This window comes from Pseudomonas sp. S44, from assembly GCF_016624805.1.
GTDB classification, from domain to species: Bacteria; Pseudomonadota; Gammaproteobacteria; order Pseudomonadales; family Pseudomonadaceae; genus Aquipseudomonas; species Aquipseudomonas machongensis.
In genome coordinates this window covers 65,735-87,811 of record NZ_JACVTY010000011.1, presented here as the reverse complement: position 1 = coordinate 87,811, position 22,077 = coordinate 65,735, and the positions used below count along the sequence as shown (strand labels likewise).

The 22,077-nt window shown below is 64.5% G+C and carries 20 protein-coding genes; 2 read left to right on the top strand and 18 right to left on the bottom strand.

Annotated features, from left to right (window positions below; all coding sequences use genetic code 11):
- Nucleotides 1-15: 15 nt before the first annotated feature.
- Nucleotides 16-798, top strand: coding sequence for an OmpA family protein (locus tag IAE40_RS11125; RefSeq protein ID WP_065863151.1), 783 nt, complete (start codon nt 16-18; stop codon nt 796-798).
- Nucleotides 799-870: 72 nt separating this feature from the next.
- Here IAE40_RS11125 and IAE40_RS11120 read toward each other — a convergent pair whose 3' ends face one another.
- The 18 genes from IAE40_RS11120 to IAE40_RS11035 form a co-directional block, all read right to left on the bottom strand.
- Nucleotides 871-1,197: a hypothetical protein gene (locus tag IAE40_RS11120; protein WP_063543336.1), complete on the bottom strand. Its 327-nt coding sequence runs from the start codon at nt 1,195-1,197 to the stop codon at nt 871-873.
- The gene (locus IAE40_RS11115) at nt 1,194-2,117 is read right to left on the bottom strand and encodes an alpha/beta hydrolase (RefSeq protein WP_200603172.1); all 924 of its coding nucleotides are present in this window, start codon (nt 2,115-2,117) and stop codon (nt 1,194-1,196) included. The genes IAE40_RS11120 and IAE40_RS11115 overlap by 4 nt, the downstream gene beginning before the upstream one ends.
- Nucleotides 2,089-3,366, bottom strand: a complete 1,278-nt coding sequence (locus tag IAE40_RS11110) for a flavohemoglobin expression-modulating QEGLA motif protein (RefSeq protein WP_054895067.1) — start codon at nt 3,364-3,366, stop codon at nt 2,089-2,091. The genes IAE40_RS11115 and IAE40_RS11110 overlap by 29 nt, the downstream gene beginning before the upstream one ends.
- Before the next feature lie 62 nt (nt 3,367-3,428).
- Nucleotides 3,429-3,977: a hypothetical protein gene (locus IAE40_RS11105; protein WP_153773972.1), complete on the bottom strand. Its 549-nt coding sequence runs from the start codon at nt 3,975-3,977 to the stop codon at nt 3,429-3,431.
- 30 nt (nt 3,978-4,007) lie between these two features.
- Nucleotides 4,008-4,760 (bottom strand): TetR/AcrR family transcriptional regulator, encoded by a 753-nt coding sequence (locus IAE40_RS11100; RefSeq protein WP_063543332.1) that lies wholly within the window; start codon nt 4,758-4,760, stop codon nt 4,008-4,010.
- A gap of 181 nt (nt 4,761-4,941) precedes the next feature.
- A complete protein-coding gene (lysS, locus tag IAE40_RS11095) occupies nt 4,942-6,444 on the bottom strand; it encodes a lysine--tRNA ligase (RefSeq protein ID WP_054895070.1) in 1,503 nt (500 codons plus the stop codon).
- Between the two features lie 93 nt (nt 6,445-6,537).
- A protein-coding gene (prfB, locus tag IAE40_RS11090) for a peptide chain release factor 2 (RefSeq protein WP_112897576.1) occupies nt 6,538-7,633 on the bottom strand; the annotation gives its coding sequence in 2 pieces (ribosomal slippage) (nt 6,538-7,560 and nt 7,562-7,633; 1,095 coding nt in all).
- Between the two features lie 154 nt (nt 7,634-7,787).
- The gene (locus tag IAE40_RS11085; RefSeq protein WP_054895071.1) at nt 7,788-8,792 is read right to left on the bottom strand and encodes a response regulator; all 1,005 of its coding nucleotides are present in this window, start codon (nt 8,790-8,792) and stop codon (nt 7,788-7,790) included.
- A gap of 51 nt (nt 8,793-8,843) precedes the next feature.
- The gene (locus IAE40_RS11080) at nt 8,844-9,857 is read right to left on the bottom strand and encodes a chemotaxis response regulator protein-glutamate methylesterase (protein ID WP_153773971.1); all 1,014 of its coding nucleotides are present in this window, start codon (nt 9,855-9,857) and stop codon (nt 8,844-8,846) included.
- Entirely contained in the window at nt 9,854-12,139 is a 2,286-nt protein-coding gene (locus tag IAE40_RS11075; RefSeq protein WP_200603171.1) for a hybrid sensor histidine kinase/response regulator, read from the bottom strand. The genes IAE40_RS11080 and IAE40_RS11075 overlap by 4 nt, the downstream gene beginning before the upstream one ends.
- On the bottom strand, nt 12,136-12,801 hold the full coding sequence (locus IAE40_RS11070; protein ID WP_197893183.1) for a chemotaxis protein CheW: 666 nt from the start codon (nt 12,799-12,801) through the stop codon (nt 12,136-12,138). Before IAE40_RS11070 ends, IAE40_RS11075 begins: the two co-directional genes overlap by 4 nt.
- Entirely contained in the window at nt 12,798-14,069 is a 1,272-nt protein-coding gene (locus IAE40_RS11065; RefSeq protein ID WP_153773968.1) for a CheR family methyltransferase, read from the bottom strand. Before IAE40_RS11065 ends, IAE40_RS11070 begins: the two co-directional genes overlap by 4 nt.
- Nucleotides 14,066-14,572 (bottom strand): chemotaxis protein CheW, encoded by a 507-nt coding sequence (locus IAE40_RS11060; RefSeq protein ID WP_153773967.1) that lies wholly within the window; start codon nt 14,570-14,572, stop codon nt 14,066-14,068. The genes IAE40_RS11065 and IAE40_RS11060 overlap by 4 nt, the downstream gene beginning before the upstream one ends.
- A 5-nt stretch (nt 14,573-14,577) precedes the next feature.
- Entirely contained in the window at nt 14,578-16,200 is a 1,623-nt protein-coding gene (locus IAE40_RS11055; protein ID WP_112897572.1) for a methyl-accepting chemotaxis protein, read from the bottom strand.
- Between the two features lie 126 nt (nt 16,201-16,326).
- Nucleotides 16,327-17,052, bottom strand: coding sequence for a tellurite resistance TerB family protein (locus tag IAE40_RS11050; RefSeq protein WP_063543314.1), 726 nt, complete (start codon nt 17,050-17,052; stop codon nt 16,327-16,329).
- A 116-nt stretch (nt 17,053-17,168) separates the two neighbouring features.
- Complete coding sequence (locus IAE40_RS11045; protein WP_054895079.1) at nt 17,169-18,275, bottom strand: NADH:flavin oxidoreductase/NADH oxidase; 1,107 nt, start codon at nt 18,273-18,275, stop codon at nt 17,169-17,171.
- Nucleotides 18,276-18,424: 149 nt separating this feature from the next.
- Complete coding sequence (gene recJ / locus IAE40_RS11040) at nt 18,425-20,134, bottom strand: single-stranded-DNA-specific exonuclease RecJ (protein WP_200603170.1); 1,710 nt, start codon at nt 20,132-20,134, stop codon at nt 18,425-18,427.
- Nucleotides 20,135-20,163: 29 nt separating this feature from the next.
- Nucleotides 20,164-20,706: a YaeQ family protein gene (locus IAE40_RS11035; protein ID WP_200603169.1), complete on the bottom strand. Its 543-nt coding sequence runs from the start codon at nt 20,704-20,706 to the stop codon at nt 20,164-20,166.
- 163 nt (nt 20,707-20,869) lie between these two features.
- Here IAE40_RS11035 and IAE40_RS11030 point away from each other — a divergent pair, with 163 nt between their 5' ends.
- A complete protein-coding gene (locus IAE40_RS11030; RefSeq protein WP_153773966.1) occupies nt 20,870-22,069 on the top strand; it encodes a CaiB/BaiF CoA transferase family protein in 1,200 nt (399 codons plus the stop codon).
- Nucleotides 22,070-22,077: the final 8 nt, after the last annotated feature.

Here is a 22,077-nt window from a genome sequence, read left to right as displayed (position 1 = left end):
CAAAGGATGAACACAATGCGCAATTACGTAATGATCCCTGCCCTGTTGGCTCTGAGCGTCGGTCTGGCTGCGTGCTCGCACGACCCGAACGCCAACCTCGAATCGGCCCGCACCAACTTCTCGGCGCTGCAGAGCGATCCGCAGTCGAGCAAGCTGGCAGCCCTCGAGACCAAGGACGCCCAGGACTGGCTGAACAAGGCTGACAAGGCCTACATGGACCGCGAAGACGAGAAGAAGGTCGATCAACTGGCCTACCTCACCAACCAGCGTGTCGAAGTCGCCAAGCAGACCATCGCCCTGCGTACCGCAGAAGCCGATATCAAAAATGCTGCGGCGCAACGCGCCCAGGCCAAGCTGGACGCCCGCGACGCGCAGATCAAGAAGCTGCAGGACAGCCTCAACGCCAAGCAGACCGACCGCGGTACGCTAGTGACCTTCGGCGACGTGCTGTTCGACTTCAACAAGGCTGACCTGAAGAGCAGCGCCCTGCCCAACATCACCACCCTGGCCAACTTCCTCCAGGAAAACCCGGAGCGCAAGGTGATCGTCGAGGGCTATACCGACAGCGTCGGTTCGGCCAGCTACAACCAGGGCCTGTCGGAGCGTCGCGCCGAAAGCGTGCGCCGTGCGCTGCTCCGTGCCGGCATCGACCCGTCCCGCGTGGTCGCCCAGGGCTATGGCAAGGAGTATCCGGTCGCGGACAACTCCAGCAACTCGGGCCGTGCGCAGAACCGTCGCGTGGAGGTGACCATCTCCAACGACAACCAGCCAGTTCAGCCGCGTTCCACCATGCGCTGATACAGGTTGCGTGAGTGACATGAAAAACCCGCCTTGATGGCGGGTTTTTCATGTCTGGGGAACAGCGATGGGTCACTGCACCTGCTGCGGCGTGTCCTGGCCCATGCAGCGGATCGCCCGCTTGCGGTTGTCGACCAGCACGCCCGTCAGGCCCTTCTGCTGGGTATCGAACAGCACCAGGACACCCTCGACACACTGCGCCACCTGCGGCGATGGATCGAGAGAAACCCGATAGTCTTCGCCCGGGATCGTCTTGAGCATGGTGTAGTCCTGCAGCAGCAGGGCGTCCTCGGGCTTGGCGAAATGCAGGTAGCCGTAGTACCACAAGGCACCCACCGTCACGATGATGCTGCCGACACCGGTCAGGATCAGCGGGATGGCGTTGCGTTCTTCACTCATTGCTCATTCTTCTCGTCAGGGTAATTCGGGACTTCCGCCAGTCGGCGCAGGCCGTTGAAGTGGCTGGGGTCGTCGAGGAAGCGCAGCATCACCTGACGCCAGGTCGGGTCGGCGAAGGTCTGCACATGGTCGCCGCGGGTCAACTGCAACACGCGGGGCGGCGGGGCATGCTGGTACAGGCGGATACCGTTGGCCATGGGCACCAATTTGTCATCGATGCTGTGGAAGAACAGCTTGGGTGGGCTGTCCAGGCGTTCGATGGAGTGGATCGCGCTGTCAGCGTCCGGCACCAGCCACGACAGCGGCACCTGAAGCGGCCAGGTCATCCACGACGTGCTCAGGGCGAAACGCCCGACGTCGCGGTAACTCGCCGGTACGCCATCGAAGACCAGCGCACTGAAACGCTGGCGCTGCTCGGGATGGCCGGCCAGGTAATGGATGGCCATCGCACCACCCAGGCTCTGGCCGAGCAGCACCAGCGGCTTGCCCTGCACCTCGGGCGCCTTGCCCAGCCAGTCCAGCGCAGCGTCGATATCCTCGTAGACCGCTGGCAGTGTCGGCGTGCCCTGGGACAGGCCATAGCCGCGGTAATCGATCATCAGTACCTGATAACCCTGCTCGGGCAGCCAGTAACTGCCACCCAGGTGCCAGGCCAGGTTGCCACCATTACCGTGCAGATGCAGCACCGTGCCCTTGACCTCGACGCCCGTCTTGACCGGCAGCCACCAGCCATGCAGGCGAGTGCCATCCTCGGTGGTCAGCGTGACGTCGCGGTATTGCAGGTGCGCTCGCTCGGGGGTGAACGGCTGGCCCGGCTCTGGATAGAACAGCAGGCTGCTGCAACCGGCCAGGCACGTCAGCCCGAGCCCTAACAACAGGGTGCGGCAACGCTTAGAGAATGTTCGCGTAGTCGGCTTCAATGCGATCCAGGCTCAGGTGATTGAGGAAGTTGGAGAAACACATCCAGGCCGACAGCGCGTTGAGGTCGCGGAACTGTTCGGGCAGGTACTTCGGCGGTTCCACCAGGCCCTCCTCGACCAGTTGGCGCAAGGTGCGCATGTCTTCCAGCGTGGTCTTGCCGCAGAACAGCAGTGGAATCTGCTCCAGCTTGCCCTTTCTCACGGCCAACTGAATGTAGTTGTAAACCATGATGAAGCCCTTGAGATAGGACAAGTCCTTGGTAAACGGCAGGCCATTGGGTACCGAACCGCGGAATACCCGGCTGGCATTGCCATAGCTTTCGGCCATCTCGAAGCCCTGGCCACGGAAGAACTCGTATACCTGCAAAAAATCGGCGCCCTGCTCCACCATGTGGATGGCGCGGGTGCGGTTGGTCAGCTTGCGCAAGCGGCTGGGATAGGAGGCGAAGGCGATCACCTCCATGAGGATGGCCAGGCCCTCCTGGGTCACGGTCGACGAGGGCGGCCCCTTGGCCAGGAAGGTGCAGATCGGCTGGTTCAGGCCGTTGAGCGTGGTGCCCACGTGCACCAGCCCTTCGTGGACTTCCAGCGCGCGTACGTCGCGGCTGTTGAACATGGCATCGGCGCGCACCTTGATGTAGTCGGCACCGGCCGCCGCATCGGCGACGATGCCATCGGACTCGAACACGCGGATGGTTTCTTCTGCCTCGCCGAAGACCTTGTTCAGGCGGCGCTGGAGGATTTCCACCGCCTCCTTGGCCGTGAGGTTTTTCGGCTCGTCCTTCAGGTCACCACGGCCATCGATGTTGTTCAGGTAGTCCGAGAGCATCAGCCCCAGGTCGGCCAGGGTCGGGTCACCCGCGTGGAACGCGTCGGAGGCGGCGCCGTAGAGCTCCTGGGAAATCAGGCCGAAGTCCTCGGTGCCGCGCGCTTCGAGCATGCGCACCACCATGCGGTATTCGCGGCACATGCGCTTCATGATCTGCCCGACCGGGTTGAACTGGCCGAGCTGGCGGATGATGTCGCGCTCGATGGCCTGGAACTCGGCCTTCACCGCGCTCGAGTCGAACGACAGCGGACGGTTCTGGTAGTAGGCACGGTCCACCGCTGGCGGCTCCTTGCCCTTGGCCTTGAAAAAGCCCTGGCGAATGCCGTCGTCCCATTTCACCGCGTCCAGGACCCGGATCGGGGTCTGGGCCGCGACGATACGGTCGGACAATGCGCGTATGGTTTGCTGGTATTCGTCCACCGGGGACTCCTTGTAAGGCCCTATTCGCGGGCAAGCCCGCTCCCACAGGTACGCGGTATCCGCTATTTGCCGGCCCGCTGGAACCGCGCCACCTCGACGAACAGGTCGGAGTTGGCCGGATCGTCGAGGTAGGCCAGCACCCGCTCGGGGGGGCTGTCGATCAGCACACCCGGGCCATTATCCTCGGGCACCTCGGTGCTGCGTCCGCTCAACTCCTTGTTGTTTACAGCCTGCTGGACCTGCTCGACGTCAAGGTTGTAGACCACCAGTTGCTTGCCGTCGACGACCTCGAAACCGCCAATCAGGAACTTGCCCCCCAGCCGCTTGGGCACGCCGGCAGACAGGTACCAGCGGTTGCCATGGCGCGACACACTGAAAGTGTATTCCTCGGCGGCCTTGCCCTGCGTACGGGCCACGGCCTTGTAGGTGTTACCGCCAACGCGGCTGATGGTCAGCTTCAGTGGCTGGCCCCAGGCATCCTTGCTGCTCCATTGGCCCAGCAAGGCCTTGGGGGCCGGCTCATTACTGGCCAGCGGTTCGTCGAAGGTCACCAGACACCCGCCCAGCAGCAGGAACGACAAGGTCAACAACAGCACACGCCAGGCTTTCATCAGGTTCTCCTTGAAAAGATCGGCTGCGCCTCAAACCGCGGCCAGCACCAAGTGCAGGTAACGGGTAAGGATAGCGAGCATCTGCCCATCGGCCTGGGCGTTCGCTTCTTTGAGCAGCCCTTGATATTCCATCTGCTCGATGATGGCCGTCAACACCAGGGCGTCCTGCTCGGGCTGGCGCGAGCCCACCACCTGAAGCATCTGCCGCGCGCCATGCAGCAGGATCTGCTCGTGGGCCCGCACCAGTTCGGCCAGACGGGGGCACAGCAGCGCCTCCTGGCGGAAGGCCTGCTCGGCCATCAGGAAGTCGCGGCGGTTGTACAGCTGGCGGGTCACATAGTCGGCGGTCATGCGCGCCACTTCGTCGGCAAGGCGTGCACGGGACTGCGGGCTGCAGTCGCCCTGGGCCAGCAACTGGCGCAGCACCACTTCGGTGTTGGCCCACAGCTTGGCCATGTAGGCGGCGCTGCGTTCGACGTACTGGGCGAAGGTATCGGTGAGCAGGTCTTCGATATCCTTGAAGTAATAGGTGGTGGCCGACAGCGGCACCTCGGCCTCGGCCGCCACTGCGCGGTGGCGCACACCGCGCACACCGTCGCGCACGACGATGCGCATGGCCGCGTCGAGGATCTGCTGGCGGCGTTGCTCGCTGCCCTGGCGGCTGGTCTTGCGACCCTGGTACTGCACGCTCTCGGCGACGGCGTTGGCTACGCCGGCGGCGCCTTGCTGGGCGTTTGCGGGGGGCACGGTAGGGACCTCGGTGTCTGTCTGGGGGATGTTCATTGTCTGTACCGGCCCTATCGCGGGGCAAGTCGGATCGCCGCACCGCCGCTCCTACAGGTACAGCGCCGCGCCTGCAGGAGCGGCGGTGCGGCGATCCGACTTGCCCCGCGATAGGGCCGGTACAGAGACTACACAGCCAGGCAAGAAAAAGCCGCCCCGAGAGGCGGCTTTTTCAAATCACTCAAGCCTGCGGACGCATGTGCGGGAACAGGATCACGTCGCGAATCGACGGCGAGTTGGTCAGCAGCATCACCAGGCGGTCGATACCGATGCCTTCACCGGCGGTCGGCGGCATGCCGTATTCCAGGGCCCGAACGAAGTCGGCATCGTAGTGCATGGCTTCGTCGTCACCGGCGTCCTTCTCGGCGACCTGTGCCAGGAAGCGCTCGGCCTGGTCTTCGGCATCGTTGAGCTCGGAGTAAGCGTTGGCGATTTCGCGGCCACCGATGAACAGCTCGAAGCGGTCGGTCACGGCCGGATTGTCATCGTTGCGACGGGCCAGCGGCGACACTTCGAACGGATACTCGGTAATGAAGTGCGGCTGCTCCAGCTTGTGCTCGACCAGCTCTTCGAAAATCATCACCTGCAGCTTGCCCAGACCTTCGTGGCCCAGCACCTTGGCGCCAGCCTTCTTGGCGATGGCGCGGGCCTTGTCGACGTCCTGCAGGTCGGCGGCGGTCAGCTCCGGGTTGTACTTGAGGATCGAGTCGAACACCGACAGGCGCGCGAACGGCTCGCCGAAGTGGAATACCTTGTCGCCGTACGGCACGTCGGTAGTACCCAGTACCAGCTGCGCCAGCTCGCGGAACAGCTCTTCGGTGAGGTCCATGTTGTCACGGTAGTCGGCGTAGGCCTGGTAGAACTCGAGCATGGTGAACTCGGGGTTGTGCCGGGTCGAAACGCCTTCGTTACGGAAGTTGCGGTTGATCTCGAACACTTTCTCGAACCCGCCGACCACCAGGCGCTTGAGGTACAGCTCCGGCGCGATACGCAGGAACATGGCCATGTCCAGGGCGTTGTGGTGGGTTTCGAACGGCTTGGCCGCAGCGCCACCCGGGATGGTCTGCAGCATTGGCGTCTCGACTTCGAGGAAGTCGCGTTCGATGAGGAACTTGCGAATGTGCGAGATCACCTGCGAACGCACACGGAAGGTGTGGCGGGTTTCCTCGTTGACCATCAGGTCGACGTAGCGCTGGCGGTAGCGCTGCTCGGTGTCGGTCAGGCCATGGTGCTTGTCCGGCAGCGGACGCAGCGACTTGGTCAGCAGGCGCACGTCGGTCATCTCGACGTACAGGTCGCCCTTGCCCGAGCGAGCCAGGGTACCTTCGGCGCTGATGATGTCGCCCAGGTCCCAGGTCTTGACCGCGGCGAGGGTTTCTTCAGGCAGGGTCTTGCGGTTGACGTAGACCTGGATGCGCCCGGTCATGTCCTGGATCACCATGAACGAGCCACGGTTGAGCATGATGCGACCGGCAACCTTGACCGGGATCGCGGCTGCTTCCAGCTCTTCCTTGGTCTTGTCCGCGTATTGCTTCTGCAGGTCGTTGCAGTAGCTGTCGCGACGGAAGTCGTTGGGGAAGGCGTTGCCCTTGGCACGCTCGGCGGCAAGTTTTTCCTTGCGCAGGGCGATCAGGGTGTTTTCTTCCTGTTGCAGGTCTTGCGATTCGGTCTTGAGGTCGCTCATGTCGTCATTGTTTCCATCAGGTATTCGGTGCCCCTGTCGGGCAGGGCACGCGATACGGGCCCATGGCCTCGTATCGCGGCAGTGGTGTGCGGTTTACAGCCCCTGCTTGAGGCTGGCTTCCAGGTACTGGTCGAGGTCGCCGTCAAGGACCTTCTGGCAGTCGCTGCGCTCGACACCGGTACGCAGGTCCTTGATGCGCGAGTCATCGAGCACGTAGGAGCGGATCTGGTGACCCCAGCCGATATCCGACTTGCTGTCTTCCAGCGCCTGCGAGGCGGCGTTGCGCTTCTGCATCTCCAGCTCGTACAACTTGGCCCGCAGCATTTTCATGGCGGTATCCTTGTTGGCGTGCTGGGAGCGTTCGTTCTGGCACGCCACCACGGTGTTGGTCGGCACGTGGGTGATACGCACCGCCGAGTCGGTGGTGTTGACGTGCTGGCCGCCGGCGCCGGAGGAGCGGTAGGTGTCGATGCGCAGGTCGGACGGGTTGATCTCGATCTCGACCTTGTCATCGATCTCGGGCGAGACGAACACCGCCGAGAACGAGGTATGGCGACGGGCACCGGAGTCGAACGGGCTCTTGCGCACCAGGCGGTGCACGCCGATTTCGGTACGCAGCCAGCCGAAGGCGTACTCGCCCTTGATGTGCACGGTGGCGCCCTTGATACCGGCGACTTCACCTTCGGACAGCTCGATGATGGTGGCGTCGAAGCCGCGCTTGTCGGCCCAGCGCAGGTACATGCGCAGCAGGATGTTGGCCCAGTCCTGCGCTTCAGTGCCACCGGAGCCGGCCTGGATGTCCAGGTAGGCGTTGTTCATGTCCATCTCGCCGCTGAACATGCGACGGAACTCGAGCTGGGCAAGGTTTTCTTCCAGGCCTTCCAGTTCGGTCACGACATCGCCGACGGCACCTTCGTCACCCTCCTCGACCGCCATGTCGAGCAGGTCCTGGCAGTCAGCCAGGCCGTTGGACAGCTTGTCGAGGGTCTCGACCACCTGCGCCAGCATGGCACGTTCGCGGCCCAGGGCCTGAGCGTACTCGGGCTTGTTCCAGACGTTGGGGTCTTCCAGCTCGCGGTTGACTTCGATCAGACGATCAGCTTTGTGATCGTAGTCAAAGATACCCCCGAATGGACTGGGAGCGTTCGGTGAGGTCCTTGATGGTGTTCAGGATCGGTTGGATTTCCATGGCTCTGGCTACTCGCACGAATTCGGTGAAAAGCCTGCGAGTATAACGCCATTCATGCCAGGGCGGCAGCCCCGCCGGGCAGCCACTGCACTTGCCCATTGCAGGGGCGACCCGGCTGCACAGCTCCCAGGGTTTCGCGCAATGCGCGCTGGTTTCAGGCAACCCCGACCTGGTTACGCCCGCTGTTCTTGGCCAGGTACAGCCCCTTGTCCGCCGCCGAAATCAACTGCCGGCAATGACTGCCGACACTCGGCGTCTGCGTCGCCAGGCCAATGCTCACGGTCAGGCGCGATTCCGGTTGCGGGGCACTGTGCGGAATATTCAGACCCAGCACGGTCTGGCGCAGCTTTTCCGCAATCAGCCGTGCACCACCTGGCGAGGTGTTGGGCAGCACCAGGGCGAACTCCTCGCCGCCATAGCGCGCCGGCAGGTCGCTTGGGCGCGAGCAGGAGCCGCGGATCGCTTCGGCCACCTGGCGCAACGCTTCGTCACCGGCCAGATGGCCGAAGCTGTCGTTGTAGGCCTTGAAGTAGTCGACATCGATCATCAACAGCGACAGTTGCTGCTGCTCGCGCATGGCGCGGCGCCACTCCAGTTCCAGGTACTCGTCGAAGTGGCGGCGGTTGGACAGCCCGGTCAGGCCATCGGAGTTCATCAACCGCTGCAGCATCAGGTTGGTGTCGAGCAGCTGCTGCTGGCTGACACGCAAGGCGCGATAAGCCTCGTCACGCTGCAGCAGGGTGAGGTAGGAGCGCGAGTGATAGCGGATACGCGCCACCAGCTCGATGGTGTCCGGCAGCTTGACCAGATAGTCGTTGGCCCCGGCGGCGAAGGCCGCACTCTTGACCAGCGGGTCCTCCTTGGTCGACAGGACGATGATCGGGATATCCTGGGTCGCCGGGTTGTTGCGGTACTCGCGCACCAGCGTCAGACCATCCAGGCCCGGCATGATCAGATCCTGGAGGATCACCGTCGGCTTGATGCGCATGGCCTGGGCTACCGCCTGGTGTGGATCGGCACAGAAGTGGAAGTCGATGTTTTCCTCGTGGGACAGCCCACGACGCACCGCCTCGCCGATCATCGCCTGGTCGTCGACCAGCAGGACCATCGCGGCGCTTTCGTTGATCGTCGTGAAACCATCGATCGGTAGGTCATTCATCCCTATTCACCAGGTCACTACCGGCCAGGCGGCGTGACTCAATACATATCGTCATTTCGGAAAGATTTCCACAAGTCGCCCGGCAATTCGCTCCAGCGGCCGTATCTCGACCGCCGCCTGGATCGCTGCGGCGGCCTTGGGCATGCCATACACCGCACTGCTTTGCTGGTCCTGGGCGATGGTCAGGAAGCCCTGCTCGCGCATCCACTTCAGGCCCTGCGCGCCATCGCGGCCCATGCCGGTGAGCAGCACGCCCACCGCATCGCTGCGCCAGAAGCGCGCCACGCTCTCGAAGAACACGTCGATCGAGGGGCGGTAGATTTCGTTGACCGGCTCGGCGGTATACGCCAGCTGGCCATTCTGCAACAGCCGGATGTGGTGGTTGGTACCTGCCAGCAACACCTGCCCCGGCTGCGGTGGTTCACCCTCGCGGGCCAGGCGTACCGGTAGCCCGGACACACCGCTCAGCCATTCGGCCATACCGGCGGCGAACACCTGATCGACATGCTGGACCAGCACGATGGCCGCCGGAAAATCCCGTGGCAGTCCCTTGAGCAACACTTCCAGCGCAGCCGGGCCGCCCGCCGACGAACCAATGGCCACCAGGCCGCAGCGAAGCACTGGGTTGCGCACCGGCACCGCCTCGGTGCGCGCCGCGCTGGAGCGCTGCTGGCCGATCAGCCAGCTGATGTTGAGAATCTTGCGCAGCAACGGTGCCGCCGCCTCCCGGGCATCGCCCGCGCCCAGTGCCGGCGTGTCGACCACATCGAGGGCGCCGTGGCCCATGGCCTCGAACACCCGGTGCACATTCTGCTTGCGATCCACGGTGACGATGACGATGGCGCAAGGGGTTTCGGCCATGATCCGGCGAGTCGCCTCCACGCCATCCATCACCGGCATGATCAGGTCCATGAGGATCAGGTCCGGCGTCTGCTCGGCACACTTGTGCACGGCCTCGGCACCATTGCCGGCCACCCAGATCACTTCGTGCGCAGGCTCGAAGGCCAGCGCACGGCGCAAGGCTTCGACAGCCATGGGCATATCATTGACGATGGCGATCCTCATCCCTGGGCTCCTCCAATCAACTCCTCCACCGCATCCAGCAACGCATCGTCATGGAAGCTGGCCTTGGCCAAATAATAGTCGGCGCCTGCATCCAGTCCACGTCGGCGGTCCTCTTCCCGGTCCTTGTAAGACACCACCATCACCGGCAACGACTGCAGGCGATTGTCGCGACGCACCAGGGTGACCAGCTCGATACCGTCCATGCGCGGCATGTCGATGTCGGTGATCAGCAGGTCGAAGTCTTCGCTGCGCAGGGCGTTCCAGCCATCCATGCCATCGACCGCCACCGCTACGTCGTAGCCCCGCGTACCCAGCAGCTTGCGCTGGAGCTCGCGTACCGTCAGCGAGTCGTCGACCACAAGGATGCGCTTGCGCGCCACTCCCCGGCCCGCCCGTGCCCCGCGATCGATACGCTCCAGGCGCCCGGTGCTCAGCAGCTTGTCCACCGAGCGCAAGAGGTCTTCGACATCGATGATCAGCACCACCGAGCCATCGTCGAGCAAGGCGCCGGAGGAAATGTCCTGGACCTTGCCCAGACGCGGGTCGAGCGGCATCACCACCAGCACTCGCTCGCCGATCAGGCGCTCCACGGCCACACCGTACAGTTGCTCGCGCTCGCGAATGACCACCACGCGCAGGTTGTCCGCCTCCTCCTGCGCCGCCGGACGGTTGAGCAACTGGCTTGCGGCGACCAGGCCGATATGGCGGTCTTCGTGCCAGAAGTGCTGGCGACCTTCGATCTGGACGATGGCCTCGGCCGGTACATCGAGAGTGCGTTCGATGTGCGCCAACGGGAAGGCGTAGGCTTCGCCACCGACCTCGACCACCAGGCTGCGCACCACCGACAGGGTCAGCGGTACCTCCAGGTGGAAGCAGCAGCCCTGCCCCGCCACCTGAGTGAGCTCGATGGACCCGCGCAGTTCGCGCACCATGTGCTGCACCGCGTCCAGGCCGACGCCTCGTCCAGACACCTCGGTGACCTGGTCACGCAGGCTGAAACCGGGCAGGAACAGGAAGGTCAGCAGCTCGGCCTCGCTCATCTGCGCCACGGTCTCGGCGGGCGACAGTGCCCGATCGACGATGCTGCGGCGCAGGCGCTCAAGGTCGATGCCCGCACCGTCGTCGCTCAGTTCGAGAATCAGCAACCCGGCCTGGTGCGATGCGCGCAGGCGCAGCGTGCCGTCACTGGGCTTGCCCGCCAACAGGCGTCGCTCGGGCTGCTCGATGCCATGGTCGACAGCATTGCGCAGCAAGTGCGTGAGCGGCGCCTCGAGTTTTTCCAGCACATCACGGTCGACCTGGGTCTTCTCGCCCTCGATCAGCAGCCGCACCTGCTTGCCCAGGGAGCGCCCAAGGTCGCGCACCATGCGGCTCTGCCCGGTCAGCACATCGGCGAAGGGACGCATCCGGCAGGCCAGCGCAGTGTCGTACAGCAACTGCGCGCGCTGGCTCGCCTGCCAGCCGAACTCGTCGAGGTCGGCAGCCTGCTGCTGGAGGATCTGTTGGGTTTCGGCGAGCAAGCGCTGGGTCTGGGCCAGGGCGTCGAGCACCTCGGCGCTCTGCCCGCTGCCCTCGAGCTGGCTCTTGAGCCCGTCGAGGGCGCGCATGCCTTGGCCATGCATGCGCTTGAGGCGCTGCAGGCTGGCGAGATAGGGCTTGAGCCGCTGGGTTTCCACCAGCGACTTGCTCGACAGGTCGAGCAGGCTGTTCAGGCGGTCGGCGGTGACCCGCAGCACGCGCTCCGCGCCCTCGCCTGCGCGCTTGCCGCCCCTGGCTGCGGGCGCAGGCTCCACTTCCGCCTCGGGCTCGACAGGCGTCGTCGGCACCTCGGGCGGCATCGCCAGCGGCGAAGGCGTGGCCGCACCGCCGGCAGCATCCGGCGCGGGTGCCGAAGAAGGGTCGAGCAACATGGCCATCTGCACCAGGAACGCCGGCACCGCCGTTTCGGCCTGGGTATCCCCGGGTGTTGCAATGCGCATCAGCAGGTCAGTGCCCTGCAACAAGGCATCGATGTGCTCAGGGCGCAGCAACAGGCGGCGCTCCTGGGCCGCGACCAGGCAATCCTCCATGACATGAGCGACGCTGACGCCGGCATCGATGCCGACGATACGCGCGGCGCCCTTGAGGGAGTGCGCTGCGCGCATGCAGGCTTCCAGCTGGTCGACCTGGGCCGGATTGCGCTCGAGGGCCAACAGCCCGGCACTGAGCACTTGGGTCTGGGCCTCGGCCTCAAGGCTGAACAGTTCGAGCAACGATGCGTCGCGCATTTGCTCCGGGGTCATGACAGGCTCCGCTTCACGGCAGACAGGAGGTGTTGGTCATCGAGTACGCGCACACTGCGGCCACGCCATTGCAATACCGCCAGCGTGAAGTGGGCCGCGTCGTGCTCCTCGTGCAGGCGCGAAGTGTCCAGCCGATGGATGCCGTCGATCTCGTCGACCGGCAATACCACCGGGCCACCTTCGGCAGCCAGGATCAACATCCGTGGCATCACCCGGCCGCTACGCTCCTGTGTCGGCGCCAGCTCCATGCCCAACAGGTCGGCGAAGGACAGGCACGGCACCAGCGCACCTCGCACGTTGGCGACCCCCTGCAACATCCGCGAACGCTGGTGCGGCAGCGAGTGAACGGCCTGCAGCGGCGCGATCTCCGCCAGGCAGGCCGTGGCCAGCGCCAGCCATTCCTCCCCCAGCCTGAACAGCAGCATGGAACGGCCGACAGTGCCCTGTTCCACCTGCACGGTCTCGACATGCTCGTCCTGCAACAAGGTGTAGCGGTCGAGCAGGCGGGTAGCCGCCGCGGCATACACTTCGCAATTGCGGCAGTGGATGTGCCGGTCCAGCAGGGGACATTGCTTGTCGCCATGGACACCGATGCGATTCCAGCAGTCGTCGATATCTTCATGGTCCCGGGCGATCAGGTCCATCGAGTAGGCACCGCTCATCGTTCAGACTCCCTGCCCGCCCGCGCCGCCCGCTCCTGCAGGCGCCGAGCCCCTGTGACATCCCCCTGGGATGCCAACAGCGTGGCCAGGTGCAGCAGCGCCTCGGTGTGCTGGGGCTCGAGGTACAGGGCCTTGCGGTAATGCTTGAGTGCTTCGCCGGCATCGCCCTGGGTATCGCTGAGCAGCCCCAGCCAGTAGTAGACCTGCGCCGCGGGTTCGAACAGACGCAAGTAGCGCTCGCAACTGGCGCGGGCCTGCTCGCTGGCACCGGCATTGGCCTGGCGGGCGATGGCTGCCAGCAACTCGCTTTCGTTCTCGTTCATGGTCGCCAACGCAACCGGCCTGGCGGGCGGGCGGGGAGCACGGGCAAAGGGTGGTGCCGCCACGGGCATGGCGACTGGACGCGGCGAAGCCACCGGCGCGATGGCGGGCCGTGCCGACGGCACCGGGTTGACCGGCGGCTGTACGCCAAGCTGATCCTGACGCACGTAGGCGAACGACTGCGCGATGCCGATCGGCCGCATGCCCAGGCGCGCCAGCAAACTGCCCTCGGCCGGGCCGATGAACAGCACGCCATCGTCGTGGAGCAGCTGTTTCAGCACCTCGAAAACCCGCTGCTGGGTAGGTACGTCGAAATAGATCAGCAGGTTGCGGCAAAAGACAAAGTCATAGACTCCCTTGCGGCTGCGCAAGGCGGGATCGAGCACATTGCCAGGCTCCAGGCTGACCTGCTGGCGCACGCGCTCATGCAACCGGTAACTGTCATCGGTGCAGTCGAAGTGCCGCTCACGGAATGCCAGTTCACTGCCCCGGAACGAGTTGCGGCCATACACGGCCTGCTCGGCACGGGCGAGGGAGCTGGGGCTGATGTCCATGGCATCGATGCGCACGGCCGATGGAGACAGACCCGCATCGAGCAGCGCCATGGAAATCGAATAGGGCTCCTCGCCGGTCGAGCACGGCAGGCTGAGGATACGCAGCGGTCGTGATCCGGCCAGCTCGACCAGGCGTTTTTGCGCCAGCCCGGCCAATGCCGTGAACGATTCGGGATAACGGAAGAACCAGGTCTCGGGGACGATCACTGCCTCGATCAACGCCTGCTGCTCGCCGGGCGATTGCTGCAGGCGCAGCCAGTAGTCGTCGAGGTCACGCGCGGCAAGTACCACGCACCGCTGGCGCAGGGCCCGCTCGACCATCGGCGCGCCCACCGAGTCCACATCCAGGCCGATGCGCTCCTGCAGGAAGCGGAAGAAGCGTTGTTCGATCATCCTGCCACCTGCGCGGATTGATCCGGGAACAACAGCAGGCGTACGGCATCGCTCAACAGGTCGTCAACCTGGATGCGCTGCAACAGCCCCTGTGCATCCTGTCGCACAGGGCCCAGGTAACGCGCCTCGCTGTTGTCCAGCCCATAGGGCTGGAACTCGTCGGGTTGGCAACGCACGGTGTTGGTCGCCTGTTCGAGCACCAGCCCCAGTTGCAGGCCATTGCCATAACGCACCAGTACCAGGCGCGTGCTGGTGCGCTGCGGTGCAGGCGCGCCGAAGGTAAGGGACGACAGGTCGATGACCGGTACCAGCGCGCCGCGATGCCCGAGGATCCCGGCGACCCAGACGGGCGCCTGGGCGATGGGTTTGAGCGGGCGCAGCGGCAGCACCTCTATCACTTCGCGCACATCCAGGGCAAAGCGCTGTTCGCCAATATGGAACAGCAGGTACAACACGCCCTTGGCTTCGGCCGGCCGCTGATCATGCGGTTGCAGATCGTTCATCGCCGTCAGACTTTGAAGCGCGAGACACCGCCACGCAGCCCGGCAGCCACCTGGCTCAGTTCGTCGATGGCGAAACTGGCCTGGCGCAACGACTCGACCGTCTGCGTGCTGGCATCACTGAGCTGGGCCAGCGCCTGGTTGATCTGCTCGGCGCCGGTGGCCTGGGCCTGCATGCCCTCGTTGACCATCAGGACCCGTGGCGCCAGCGCCTGCACCTGATGAATGATCTGACTGAGCTGCTCGCCTACCTGCTGCACCTCGAACATGCCGCGGCGCACTTCCTCGGAGAACTTGTCCATGCCCATGACCCCAGCCGACACCGCGGACTGGATCTCGCGCACCATCTGCTCGATGTCGTAGGTGGCCACTGCGGTCTGGTCGGCCAGGCGGCGCACTTCGGTGGCCACCACGGCAAAACCGCGGCCGTACTCACCGGCTTTTTCCGCCTCGATGGCCGCGTTGAGCGACAGCAGGTTGGTCTGGTCGGCGACCTTGACGATGGTCACCACCACCTGGTTGATGTTGCTGGCCTTCTCGTTGAGGATGCCCAGCTTGGCGTTGACCAGGTCGGCGGCGCCCATCACCTGATGCATGGTTTCCTCCATGCGCGCCAGGCCTTGCTGGCCGGACCCGGCAAGGCTCGAAGCCTGGTCGGCGGCACTGGTCACCTCGGTCATGGTACGCACCAGGTCACGCGAGGTCGCGGCGATCTCGCGCGAGGTGGCGCCAATTTCCGTGGTGGTTGCAGCGGTTTCGGTGGCCGTGGCCTGCTGCTGCTTGGAGGTGGCGGCGATCTCGGTGACGGAGGTGGTCACCTGCACCGATGAACGCTGGGCCTGGGCCACCAGGTTGGCAAGCGCCTCGCCCATTTCATTGAAACCATTCTCGATGGCGCCGAACTCATCCTTGCGGTCCAGGTTCAGGCGCGCGCTGAGGTCACCCGAGCGCAGCTTGTCGAGGGCATGCACGATGCGCTGCATGGGAGCACTGATGGCGCGCATCAGCAGCAGGCCGCAGATACCAGCAGCGACAATCGCCAGGATCAGCGAAACGATCATGCTGCCCTTGGCGGTGGCCACGGCGCTGACGATCTCGCGGGTGGCGGCATTGGCGGATTCGGTATTGCGGTCGATCACCGAGTTCAGGTGCTTGCGCCCGTCGGTCCAGGCCGGTGTCAGTACTTCGGCGATCAGGCGCTCGGCTTCGGGGTAGTTCTTCTCGCGGTAGGCTGCCAGGACCTGGTCGACCACCTTGACGTAGGCCTCCTCGAGACGCACGAAGGTGTCGAAGGATGCCTGGTCCTCCGCATCCTGGATCGTGCCCTGGTAGTTGGCCATCTGCGCCCTGAGGCGGTCGTGGAACCCCTTGAACAGCTCGAGGTCGGCCGAGGTCAGCTCGCGATGGTTGGACAAGCCGACCAACTGCTGGCTGGCGACGTAACTGTCGACCCAGGCGCTGCGGATCATCGAGCTGTAGTAGATCCCCGGAATGCTGTCCGTGCCCACTGCCTGCTCGCTGGCTTCGATGGTCACCAGGCGTGAATACGCCGCTACGATCATCAACAGCATGATGGCGATGATCACGGCGAAACTTGCCAGGATCCGTTGGCGCAAGGTCCAGTTCTTCACAATCAGCCCTCAGGAATTCTTCACGAGCGGGAAAATCGTCGAAGTATAGCCTAGGCGCCAGGCGCGTTATCGGTTGAATTGCGGAGTATTCCGGCATCCCTGCCGATTAAATAGCCAATCGCCACATCACTGCGCTGCAGCGTCCCGTACCTGGCGTTCCAGTTCCTCACGCAAGTTCGGGTCCAGGCGCAATTGGCGGGCCAGTTCGTCAAGGTAGGCGCGCTCCATGAAGTGTTCCTGATCGACCATCATCACACTGGCCAGGTACATCTCTGCGGCCATTTCAGGGGTCTGTGCGGCACGGGCCACTTCGGCAGGATCGAGCGGCTTGTTCAGCTCGGCATGCAGCCAGGCCTGCAGCTCGCGATCGCTGTCCAGGCGCACGAACTCGCCCTCGATCAGTTCACGCTCGCGCTCATCGATATGACCGTCGGACTTGGCCGCCGCCACCAGCGCCTTGAGCACCGCCTGGCTGTGTTGCTCGGCTTGGGCCGGCGGCAGGCGATCGAGGGTCTGTGGCTCCTGCGCAGGGGCCTGGCCCTGGCGCGCCTGCCAGTTGCCATAGGCTTTGTAGGCCAGCACGCCAAGGGCGGCGAGGCCACCGTAGGTGAGTGCCTTGCCACCGTACTTGCGCGCCTTCTTGCTGCCCAGCAGCAGGCCCATGGCCCCGGCCGCCAGCGCCCCGCCTCCGGCACCGGAAAGCAGGCCGCCAAGGCCAGAGCCCTTGCCTTGGCCACCCCCGAGCAGATCACCAAGACCGGGCACCTTGCCCGCCCCGCCCTTGCCCTGCTGGTTCTGCAGCAGTGACTGGCCGGACTTGAGCAGTTGATCGAGCAGACCACGGGTGTTCATCTGGATGACTCCTGGACGGATAGGAAAGCTCCAGAGTAGGCCCGCAGCCTGAATTCTCCCTTAACGCATTTGCTTCGGGATGTTGCATCCGGCCAGTCGAACGGGACGCGGATCCATCACTCCCGCAGATCCGACTCATGAATCGGATTGGCCCGGCTGGTCGCACGTTGGTACTGCGCAGGCCAGGTTGCCTTGTTGCCACCCAGGTCATCGTCGGCATGCAGCGGCCAGTAAGGATCGCGCAGCAGTTCGCGGGCGAGGAAGATCAGGTCGGCCTGACCGGTACGCAGGATGTGTTCGGCCTGGGCGGGTTCGGTGATCATGCCCACGGTGCCGGTGGCGACTTCCGACTCCTTGCGCACCCGCTCGGCGAAGCGGGTCTGGTAACCCGGGCCGGTGGGGATCTCGGCATTGACCGAGGTGCCGCCCGAGGACACGTCGATCAGGTCGACCCCCAGCGCCCTCAGACGACGCGCCAGCTCGACCGTCTCGTCTGGGTTCCAGCCATCCTCGACCCAATCGGTGGCCGATACCCGCACGAACAGCGGCAGCTCCTGCGGCCATACCTCACGCACGGCCTCGGTCACCTGAAGCGTCAGACGAATACGGTTCTCGAAGCAGCTGCCGTACTCGTCACGCCGCTGGTTGCTCAGCGGCGAAAGAAACTGATGCAGCAGGTAGCCGTGCGCCGCATGGATTTCGACGACCTTGAACCCGGCTGCCTTGGCACGCTCGGCGGCCTGGACGAAGGCCTGGACAACACCCTGGATCTCATCGTGGCTCAGCTCGCGCGGCGGCGTATGCTCCGGATCGAAGGCGATCTTCGAAGGCCCGACCGGCTGCCAGCCGCCGTCCTCGACCTTGACGCTGCCGTGCTTGCCGAGCCAGGGACGATGGGTGCTCGCCTTGCGCCCGGCATGCGCCAGCTGAATGCCCGGAATGGCGCCCTGGGAAGTGATGAAGCGGGTGATACGTTGCAGTGGGACGATCTGGTCGTCGTTCCACAACCCGAGGTCTTCGGCGGTGATTCTTCCGTCGGCAGTGACAGCCACCGCCTCGGTGATCACCAGCCCGGCGCCACCGACGGCGCGACTGCCCAGGTGGACAAGGTGCCAGTCGTTGGCCAGGCCATCGACGCTCGAGTACTGGCACATTGGCGAAACCGCAATGCGATTGGGCAGGGTCAGCTGACGCAGGGTATACGGCTCAAGCAGCAGGCTCATGAGGGGACCTCCCAAGGACTCCAATGGTGATCCGGCCCGGACACTCGTGTGCGGCCGTGGCCCGGTACCGGTCTTCTCTGAGACTAGACCAGATTACCCTGGGGGGAGGTTCCGCCGGATGGACGCCCCGCGCTGAGGGCTGCCCTCTGTCAGCGCGGCTCCATGTGCGCAATCATCAGTTGCACGCTTTCATTGCCGCGAAACTCGTTCACATCGAGCTTGTAGGCCACCTCCACCCAACGCACCGTCGGGTTGGGCCACACGTCGCGGTCGATACCGAAGGCGATCCCATCGAGTTTCACCGAGCCGCACTCGCTCTTGAGCACCACTTTCAGATGCCGCTCCCCCACCACGCGCTGTTCGACCATCTGGAACACGCCATGGAACAGCGGCTCGGGAAAATGCTGCCCCCAAGGGCCGGCATTGCGCAGGGCGCGGGCCAGGTCCAGATGAAACTCCTCGACCGCCAGGGTGCCGTCGGACAGCAGGCGCCCGGTCAGGTCGTCCTCGCACAACTGGCGCCGCACCTCTTCGTCGAACGCATCGGCAAAGGCCTGGAAATTGGCCTCAGGCAGCGACAAGCCTGCGGCCATGGCGTGGCCGCCGAACTTGCTGATCAGGTGCGGCTGGCGTGCGGCCACGGCATCCAGCGCATCGCGGATATGGAAGCCCGGCACCGAACGGGCAGAGCCCTTGAGCATGCCCTCGCCCGCATCGGCAAAGGCGATGGTCGGTCGGTGGTAGCGCTCCTTCAGGCGCGAGGCGAGGATGCCGATCACACCTTGGTGCCAGTCGGGGTCGAACAGGCACAGGCCATAGGGCATGGACTCGATCGGCAGGTCCTTGAGCTGGGCCAGGGCTTCGCGCTGCATGCCCTGCTCGATGGACTTGCGATCCTGGTTGAGCCCGTCCAGTTGCCCGGCCATGTCCAGCGCAACGGCGGCGTCTTCGCACAGCAGGCATTCGATGCCCAGGCTCATGTCGTCCAGCCGACCGGCGGCGTTGAGCCGTGGCCCGAGGATGAAACCCAGGTCGGTCGAGGTGATGCGCCGATGATCGCGCCGCGCCACTTCGAGAATTGCCTTCAACCCAGGACGAGCACGCCCGGCACGGATGCGCTCGAGCCCCTGGTGCACGAGGATACGGTTGTTGGCGTCCAGCGGCACCACGTCGGCGACACTGCCCAACGCCACCAGGTCGAGCAGTTCGCCAATGTTCGGTTGGGCCTGCGTCTCATAGCGTCCAAGGCTGCGCAGACGGGCACGCAGGGCCATCAGCACGTAGAAGATCACCCCTACCCCGGCCAGCGACTTGCTGGGGAAGATGCAGCCTGGCTGGTTCGGGTTGACGATCGCATCGGCGTCGGGCAACTGCTCGCCAGGCAGGTGGTGGTCGGTGACCAGGACCTTGAGCCCGGCAGCCTTGGCCGCCGCCACGCCATCGACACTGGAGATACCGTTATCGACAGTGATCAGCAGTTGCGGCTGACGCTGCAACGCCACCTGCACGATCTCCGGGGTCAGGCCATAGCCGTACTCGAAGCGATTGGGCACCAGGTAATCCACATGGGCCGCACCCAGCAGTCGCAGCCCCAGCACACCTACGGTGCTGGCGGTGGCGCCATCGGCGTCGAAGTCGCCAACGATCAGGATGCGCTGACGCAGGTCCAGGGCCTCGACCAACAGGTCGACGGCCGCCTCGATTCCTTTAAGTTGCTGGTACGGCAACAGGCGCGCCAGGCTCTTGTCCAGTTCGGACTCGCTCTGCACGCCGCGGGCGGCATACAGCCGGGTCAACAGGGGCGGCAGGTTGCCAAGGAAGGGCAGTGCCGATGGCAGGGGGCGGGGTTCGATACGCATGGGGTCTTCGGCTGTCAGATCGGATCAGGTCAGCCGCGCTCACCGAGCAGCCACTGCAATTGGACTTCGTGCTGGCCACGGTCGTCGGTGACGAATACCGTGCCTTCACTGATCATCACATCCCATTTGATGGTACGCGGCATGTCGGTGGCCAGAACCTCCAGGACTTCCTGCGGGACAGCAGCGATGCTCAGGTTTTTCAGGCCCTTGACCGCGCCGACCACCTTGTTCTCCCACACCCGCAAGCTGCCATAGGCCAGCAGGCTGGTGCGCTCGGTACGGCGCGAGCACCAGGTGAGACGGTCGGCGTCGGGCTGGCCGACTTCGATCCAGTGCAGGATGCGATCATCCAGGCTTTTTCCCCACAGGGCGGCCTCATCGACATCCGACAGACCGCGGCCGAACGACAGGTTCTCGTTGTACCAAAGGGCGTAAGCCAGCAGACGGACGGCCATGCGTTCCTCGGTCTCCGACGGGTGACGAGCGATCGTCTGACGCACGTTTTCGTACACGCCGCGGTCGAGGTCGGTCAGATTCAGTTCGAACTTGTAGGTGGTGGAAGGCTGGGCCATGGGAAAGGGGCTTCTTTGGAGAAAGTCGCAGAGTTTAACCGATCCGAGTTTGTTGGGGTGGGTGGTTGCGCATCTGCGTGCACTGGACTCTGCCTTGCAACAGTATCTGCCATTGACCAGCTGTGATAAAACCAAGCCTCTTTTCTGTCGCCACGGACGCACCATGCCCACCCCCGCCAAACCCCTCGCCGGTCTGAAGGTCATCGAGCTCGGCACCTTGATCGCCGGCCCCTTCGCTTCGCGTATCTGCGCCGAATTCGGCGCCGAGGTGATCAAGGTCGAATCACCTGATGGCGGCGATCCGCTGCGCAAGTGGCGCAAACTGTATGAAGGGACTTCGCTGTGGTGGTTCGTCCAGGCACGCAACAAGCAATCGCTCACGCTCAACCTCAAGCACCCCGAAGGACGCGAGATCCTCAAGCAATTGCTGGCCGATGCTGACATCCTGATCGAGAACTTCCGCCCTGGCGTGCTGGAGAAACTCGGCCTTGGCTGGGAGGTACTGCATGCCCTCAACCCACGCCTGGTAATGGTACGCCTGTCAGGCTTCGGCCAGACCGGGCCGATGAAGGACCAGCCAGGCTTCGGTGCCGTCGGCGAGTCCATGGGGGGCCTGCGTTACATCACCGGTTTCGAGGATCGTCCGCCCGTGCGCACGGGCATTTCCATCGGCGACTCGATCGCCGCCCTCTGGGGCGTGATTGGTGCGCTGATGGCCCTGCGCCACCGCGAAGTCAATGGCGGTGAAGGACAGGTGGTGGATGTGGCGCTGTACGAGGCAATCTTCGCGATGATGGAAAGCATGGTGCCGGAGTTCGATGTGTTCGGTTTCATTCGCGAGCGCACCGGCAACATCATGCCGGGCATCACCCCCTCCTCCATCCACACCAGCGCCGACGGCCGGCACGTGCAGATCGGCGCCAACGGCGATGCGATCTTCAAACGCTTCATGCAGGCCATCGGCCGCGACGACCTCGCCGAGGATGCAACCCTGGCCAGCAACGATGGCCGTGACCTGCGTCGCGACGAGCTGTACGGGGTGATCGACCGCTGGGTCAACAGCCTGCCGCTGGAACAGGTGATGCAGGCGCTGAACGACGCAGGCGTGCCTGCCAGCCGCATCTATTCGGCCGAGGACATGTTCAGCGACCCGCAATTCCTCGCCCGGGAAATGTTCCTTCAGGCGAAGCTCCCAGACGGCAAGCCCTTCAAGATGCCGGGTATCGTGCCCAAGCTGTCGCAGACACCCGGCTCCACGGAGTGGGTCGGGCCTGCGCTGGGAGAGCACACGGCGACACTGCTCGCCGGGCTGGGCTATAGCACTGCCGAGGTGGCACGCCTGCGCGAGCAGGGGGCGGTCTGATCGGGCGT